Genomic DNA, 6,276 nt, shown 5'->3' with positions numbered 1-6,276 from the left:
GGGCATGGGAGAGGCCCCAAAGGGGACGGAGAAGAGGAAAGGTGTCTCTTTCTTGAGACCACCCCCCCAAAAACCGGGGAGGGGGGGGGGGGGGGCCCCCTTTCCCGGGTCCCCCCCCCACCGGCATGTCTGGCGCGCGTGCGGTACGTCGGCGGACCTCCCCCGAGGACACGGCCGCCGTCCGTCGTTCCCCGGACAGGAGGCCGGGGCTGCGCGCGGAGCGGATGATGGGTCGGAGAACGGTCCTACTTGGGCGCCTTCTTGCCGGTGACGCCCAGGTACACCAGGGGAGCGAGGTTGGGCTTGAGGTCCTTGACCTTGACGCCCCAGGAGGTGAAGGCCTTCTGGTGCTCGGCCGCCGAGGCGAGCAGCGAGACCAGGGCCCCGGCCACGGCGTTCGGATCGAGCGACTTGTCGGCCTGACCCTTCGCCTGGAGTTCCTTGACGGCCTCCGCGAGTGGCTTGGCGACCGCGTTGAGGACCGTCATGCGGATCTTGAAGAACCGCTTGTCCCCTTCGGCGGCACCGAGCGTGACCACTCGGAGAATGGCGTCGTTCTTGCGCCAGAAGGCGAGGAATCCGTCGACCAGTTCTTCCGAAGTGGTCGGTCCGGACTTCCCTGCCCAGGACTTTCCGGCCACCAGCTCTTTGAGCTGGTCGGCGTCCTTGGCCATTTCCTCGGCGATTTCGAGGACAGCGCCCTCGACATCCGGGAAGTACTGGTAGAAGGTCGCGGGGGAGGTACCCGCCATACGGGCGACGTCGATGACCTTGACGTCCCGATAGGGCGACGTGCTGAGCATCTCGCGGAGGCAATCGAGCAGCTTCTGCCGCGTCTCCTGTCCGCGTCGCCCGGCGACGCGACCGTCGACGGTGCGAACTTGTCCTGTCATGCCGTCAGCTTACCGTGGCACGATCTTGGCGCGATTCGGTGATGCGACTATTACTCCGCACGGGGGTTGGTATAGCGGCATGAACCACTTCGGACGGATATTCACCGGGCTTCGAAGCCCCTGTTGAAGCCCCCCCGTGTGCTTTTGACCTCACAGCGTGACGGCGAGTCCGCTGAGGGGTGGTTGGGTGACAGAGCGTGACGACGGTCGAAGGGTGCGGTCCCGTCCGGAAGTGGACGGTCCGGGGCTCCGGGCGCAAGCCGCCCCCGGAGCGGGCGTCAGGATCCGGCCGTTCCGTCCTCGCTGGTCAGAGGGCTGTCCGGGGCGTCGTCCGGGCCCGGACGACGGGTTCCGGAGGGTGGGGGAGGTTGGATATGCGGAGGACGGCATTGGAGAATCGGGTCCGGCACCACGCGGCGGGTGCGGACAACGGGGAGGTGGCAGCGGAGTGGACCAGCTGACGGCGCACGATCCGAGGCGGATCGGGCCCTTCGAGGTGCTGGGGCGGCTCGGCGCGGGTGGGATGGGGCTGGTCTACCTGGCGCGTTCCGCGTCGGGGCGGCGGGTGGCCATCAAGACCGTGCGGGGTGAGCTGGCCGAGGACGAGCTGTTCCGGGTCCGCTTCGCCCGGGAGATCGCGGCGGCCAAGACGGTCGGCGGCTTCTACACGGCGGCCGTGGTGGACGCGGACGCGGACGCCCGGGTGCCCTGGCTGGCCACCGCGTACATCCCGGCCCCCTCCCTGGAGGACCTGGTCGAGGACTGCGGCCCGCTGCCGGTGGAGGCCACCCGCTGGCTGGTCGCAGGCATCGCGGAGGCCCTCCAGTCCATCCACGCGGCCGGGCTGATCCACCGCGACCTCAAGCCCTCCAACGTCCTGGTGGTCGAGGACGGCCCGAAGGTGATCGACTTCGGCATCGCGGCCGGGGTGTCCAGCACCCGGCTCACCATGACCAACGTCGCGGTCGGCACTCCCGCCTACATGTCCCCCGAGCAGGCCCGGGACAGCCGTACCGTCCGGGGCGCCAGCGACGTCTTCTCGCTCGGCTCGCTGATGGTCTTCTGCGCCACCGGGCACCCGCCCTACCGGGGCTCCAACCCCGTCGAGACGGTGTTCCAGCTGCTGCGCGAGGAGCCGGACCTGACCGGCATGCCGCCGGAGCTGATGGACCTGGTCCGCGCCTGCATGCAGCAGGCCCCCGAGCGCAGGCCCACCCCGGCGCAGATCCAGACCGAGCTGGCCCCGCACCTCTTCTCGCGGGACGACGCCTCCGGCGAGGCCGGGGAGTGGCTGCCGGCCAACGCGCTGGAGCTGATCGAGCGCAAGCGGGGCCGCCGGCCGGCCGCCCCGCCGTCGCGCCCGCCGGCCGGACCGGCCCAGCCGCCCCCGCATCCCCAGGGCCCGCCCGCGCACGTCCCGCCCGCGCACGTCCCGCCGCAGCACCTCGGACCGGCCGACCCGCGCACCAACCCGGGCGGGCGGCACGCCCAGCCGCCGGCCGGGCCGGTGCACAGCCTGCCGCAGCCGGGCCCGCACTCGGACGCCGAGATCCCGACCGCGAAGATCGCCTCCCCGAACCGGCACCGGGCGCCGACCGGCGGCTCCGTCGAGGTGCAGCTGTCCGGTGCCTCGGTGCGGATAGGCCCGGGGCCGCGGGCCGAGTACGAGCAGCCCGGCCCGAGCACCGCCCCGGCCACGACCGACTGGGTCCGCCGGGCCCCCACCCCGCCGCCCGCGCCGGTCGCCCGCTGGCGCCCCTGGCGGTTCCGGATGTCCAACGACGTCTGGGGCACCCCGGTGGTCGCGGACGGCACGCTCTTCGTCTCCAGCTTCGAGGTGCACGCGCTGGACATCGCCTCCGGCGAGCGCCGCTACAAGACCCGGGACGTCGCCTGGGCGCTCGCGGTGGACGCCGGCCGGGTGCACGCGGCGGACGGCCCGCACCTGTACACCGTGGACGCCGCGGACGGCACCGAGCGCTGGCGCACCTCGCTGGACGGCTGGGTCTACTCGCTCTCCGCCGCCGACGGCGTGCTCTGCTGCGGCATCAGGGGCGGCGGCGTCCAGCTCCGCTCGGCCGCCAACGGCGCCGAGCTGTGGCGCGCGGACGACGCCCAGCAGGACTACGAGAACCCGCAGTCCGGTCCGGTCCTGGTGGGCGGCGCCGCCTACTACTACGGCGGCGGGCGGCTGCGCTGCGTCGATCCGCGCGGCGCGGGCCTGCGCTGGTCCTTCCCGGTCGGCGAGGACGTGCCCTCGCACCCGGTGGAGCGCGGCGGCGTGCTGTACGTGTCGGCCGGCACCCGGGTGTACGCGCTGGACGCGGCCAGCGGGGCGGAGCGCTGGCGCTTCGAGGCCCCGGTGGTGCTGTTCACCCCGCCCGCCCTGGACGCCGACGCGGTCTACGTGGCCGACTACCTGGGCACGGTCTACGCGCTGGACGCGGCCACCGGCCTGGACCGCTGGCGCGGGGTCACCGGCCGCCGCCAGGGCGCCGACCCGGTGGTGGTCGCGGACGGCATGGTGCTGGTCGGCAACGGCGAGGTGCTGTACGCCTTCGAGGCAGCCGGCGGCCGGGAGCGCTGGCGCTACACCGCCCGCGGGGAGATCGTCGGCTCCCCGGCGGTGGCCGACGGCCTGGTGCACCTGGGCAGCCGGGACCACTCGCTGCACACCCTGGACCTGGCGAGCGGTCAGCTGCGCTGGGAGCTCGGCACCAAGGGCGAGCTCACCGGCTCGCCGGTGGCGGTCGGCGGCCGGGTCTTCGTCGGCTCCAAGGACCGCTGCGTGTACGCGCTGGACGCCTTCTACGGCACGGCGGTGCCCGCCCGCTGAACCGCGGGGCGGACACCGCCGGGTCGGCGCCGCCGGAGCGGCGGCGCCGGGTCGGGCCTCAGGCCTTGCGGGCCCCGGGGTGGCGGCTGCACCAGCCGTCCCACGCGGAGGAGACCATCTCCGTCACGTCGTGACGGGCGGTCCAGCCCAGCTCGCGGTGGATCAGGTCGGCGGAGGCCACCACGCGGGCCGGGTCGCCGGCGCGGCGCGGGGTCACCTCGGCGGCGGTGTCGTAGCCGGTGACCTTGCCGATCACCTCCAGCATCTCCTTGACGCTGACGCCCTCGCCGCGGCCGATGTTCAGCACCAGGGAGGTCGCGCCGGCCGGGTCGGCGGCCATCCGCTTGGCGGCCGCCACGTGCGCCGAGGCGATGTCGGAGACGTGGATGAAGTCGCGGACGCAGGTGCCGTCCGGGGTCCGGTAGTCGTCGCCGAAGATCCGCGGGGCCTCGCCGGCGGTGAGCCGCTCGAAGACCATCGGGATCAGGTTGAACACCCCGGCGTCGGAGAGCTCGGGGGAGGCGGCGCCGGCCACGTTGAAGTAGCGCAGGGCCACGGTGGACATGCCGTGGGCCTTGCCGGCCGCGGCGACCAGCCACTCGCCGGCCAGCTTGGTCTCGCCGTACGGGCTCATCGGGGCGCAGGGCGTGGACTCGGTGACCAGGTCGACGTCCGGCATGCCGTAGACCGCGGCGGAGGAGGAGAAGAGGAAGCGCTTCACCCCGCCCTCGGCGGCGGCCTCCAGGACGGTCTGGAGGCCGATCATGTTCTCGCGGTAGTACAGGAAGGGCTGCTCGACGGACTCGCCGACCTGCTTCTTGGCGGCGAAGTGCAGGATGCCCTCGACGCCGTGTTCGCGGATCGCGGCGTCCAGGGCGGCGCGGTCCAGGGTGGAGCCCTCGATCAGGGGGACGCCGGCCGGCAGCCGGGAGGCGTCGCCGGTGCTGAGGTCGTCCAGGACGGCGACGCGCTCCCCGGCGTCGAGCAGCTGTCGGACGACGTGTCCGCCGATGTATCCGGCACCGCCGGTGATCAACCAAGTCATGTGCCGATCCTAGGCGTTCGGATTCGATCGCCACGTTCGGGCGAGTCGAGGCCGCAAAGCGGACAAAACGGTGAAAAGCTGAGCAGGATTTCCGTGCGTCCACACCTGCGCCCGTTCGGTGCGGTGACGAATCGGAGGCAGCCAGGTGCGCCGTCACAAGGAACACGCCAACCCCCTGCCGGCCGGGCCGCGGCCGATCGGGCCGAGGCCGCCGGGCGGGCGGCTGCCGGGGGCCGTCGCGGTGGCGCTGGCGGCCGTGCTGGCACTGGCCGGGTGCAGCAGCGGCACGTCCTCCTCGTCCACCGTCGCCGCCACCGGTCCGTCCCCGGCCGCCGGCTCCCCGCAGGCCGCCTCGTCGTCCGGCCAGTCGAACGGCGGGATCCAGTTGCAGGACGCCTACCAGGCGGTGATCGCCAACGTGCTGCCCTCCGTGGTGCAGATCACCACCGGCGACAGCCTCGGGTCCGGGATCGTCTACGACGACAAGGGCGACATCGTCACCAACGCCCACGTGGTCGGCACCGCGACCACCTTCACGGTGACCCTCGCCAACAGCACCACGGCGCTGGACGCCGGCCTGGTCGCCAGCTACCCCGACTCCGACCTCGCGGTGATCCGGCTGAACAACCCGCCGAGCGGCCTCAAGCCGGCCAGCTTCGGCGATTCGGGCAAGGTCCAGATCGGCCAGATCACCCTCGCCATGGGCAGCCCGCTGGGCCTCTCCAGCAGCGTCACCCAGGGCATCGTCTCGGCCATCGGGCGGACCGTCTCCGAGCCCCAGGGCCCGGGGTCGCCGGGCGCCACGATCAGCAACATGGTGCAGACCTCGGCGGCGATCAACCCGGGCAACAGCGGCGGTGCGCTGGCCGACCTGGACAGCAAGGTGATCGGCATCAACACCCTCGCCGCGACCGAGCCGCAGACCAACGGCGCGGCCGCCCCCGGCATCGGCTTCGCCATCCCGGCGAGCACCATCACCAACATCGCCGACCAGCTGATCAAGCAGGGCAAGGTGACCAACTCCGGCCGGGCCGCGCTCGGCATCACCGCCCGGACCAGCTTCAACCAGCAGTTCCAGCCCTCCGGCGCGGTCATCGTGGAGGTCACCCCGGGCGGGGCGGCGGCCTCGGCGGGGCTCCAGGCCGGGGACGTCATCACCAAGATCGGCGACACCCAGGTGGACTCGCTGAACGCGCTCACCACCGCGCTCGCCTCGCTCAGCCCGGGCACCAAGGTCACCGTCACCTACACCCGCAACGGAGCCACCAAGACCGCCGACGTCACCCTCGGCGAGCTGGCAGCCGCCCAGACCTCGCCCTGAGCCCCGGTACGGGGACGCCGGGCCGCACGCCGCGCAAGGGTGCAGCGGGCCGGGTGCCGTACTGGACCGGGGGGGGGGGGGGGGGGGTTGTTCTCCCTCGCCTCAGGTACCCCCTCCTTTTCCCTATGGGGGAGGAGCAGTGTTCGCGAGCGTCGCTAGGGGTTGTGGAGATGGGACGAGG

At 72.9% G+C, this 6,276-nt stretch carries 4 protein-coding genes; 2 read left to right on the top strand and 2 right to left on the bottom strand.

From position 1 onward, the window contains the following. Window positions 1-245: 245 nt before the first annotated feature. Complete coding sequence (locus tag ACFVGO_RS22195; RefSeq protein WP_224284690.1) at window positions 246-893, bottom strand: TetR family transcriptional regulator; 648 nt, start codon at window positions 891-893, stop codon at window positions 246-248. A 448-nt stretch (window positions 894-1,341) separates the two neighbouring features. Here ACFVGO_RS22195 and ACFVGO_RS22190 point away from each other — a divergent pair, with 448 nt between their 5' ends. After that, the gene (locus ACFVGO_RS22190) at window positions 1,342-3,729 is read left to right on the top strand and encodes a PQQ-binding-like beta-propeller repeat protein (RefSeq protein ID WP_359902881.1); all 2,388 of its coding nucleotides are present in this window, start codon (window positions 1,342-1,344) and stop codon (window positions 3,727-3,729) included. 58 nt (window positions 3,730-3,787) lie between these two features. Here the strand turns inward: ACFVGO_RS22190 and galE are convergent, their stop codons facing one another. After that, window positions 3,788-4,774 carry a UDP-glucose 4-epimerase GalE gene (galE, locus tag ACFVGO_RS22185; protein WP_359902884.1) on the bottom strand — a complete coding sequence of 329 codons (987 nt, stop codon included), beginning with the start codon at window positions 4,772-4,774 and terminating at the stop codon, window positions 3,788-3,790. 196 nt (window positions 4,775-4,970) lie between these two features. Here galE and ACFVGO_RS22180 point away from each other — a divergent pair, with 196 nt between their 5' ends. Beyond that, a complete protein-coding gene (locus ACFVGO_RS22180; RefSeq protein WP_380351320.1) occupies window positions 4,971-6,095 on the top strand; it encodes a S1C family serine protease in 1,125 nt (374 codons plus the stop codon). The last annotated feature ends 181 nt before the right edge of the window (window positions 6,096-6,276 follow it).

Origin of the sequence: Kitasatospora sp. NPDC057738, assembly GCF_042798815.1 — a bacterium.
GTDB lineage: Bacteria > Actinomycetota > Actinomycetes > Streptomycetales > Streptomycetaceae > Kitasatospora > Kitasatospora lactacystinica.
Note: the sequence above shows the minus strand (reverse complement) of the source record. Positions and strands in the feature narration are given on the sequence as shown.

What these genes read in the sequence shown, in the direction of transcription:
- ACFVGO_RS22195 (WP_224284690.1), bottom strand. Translation starts at nt 893, where the DNA reads ATGACAGGACAAGTTCGCACCGTCGACGGTCGCGTCGCCGGGCGACGC.
- galE (WP_359902884.1), bottom strand. Translation starts at nt 4,774, where the DNA reads ATGACTTGGTTGATCACCGGCGGTGCCGGATACATCGGCGGACACGTC.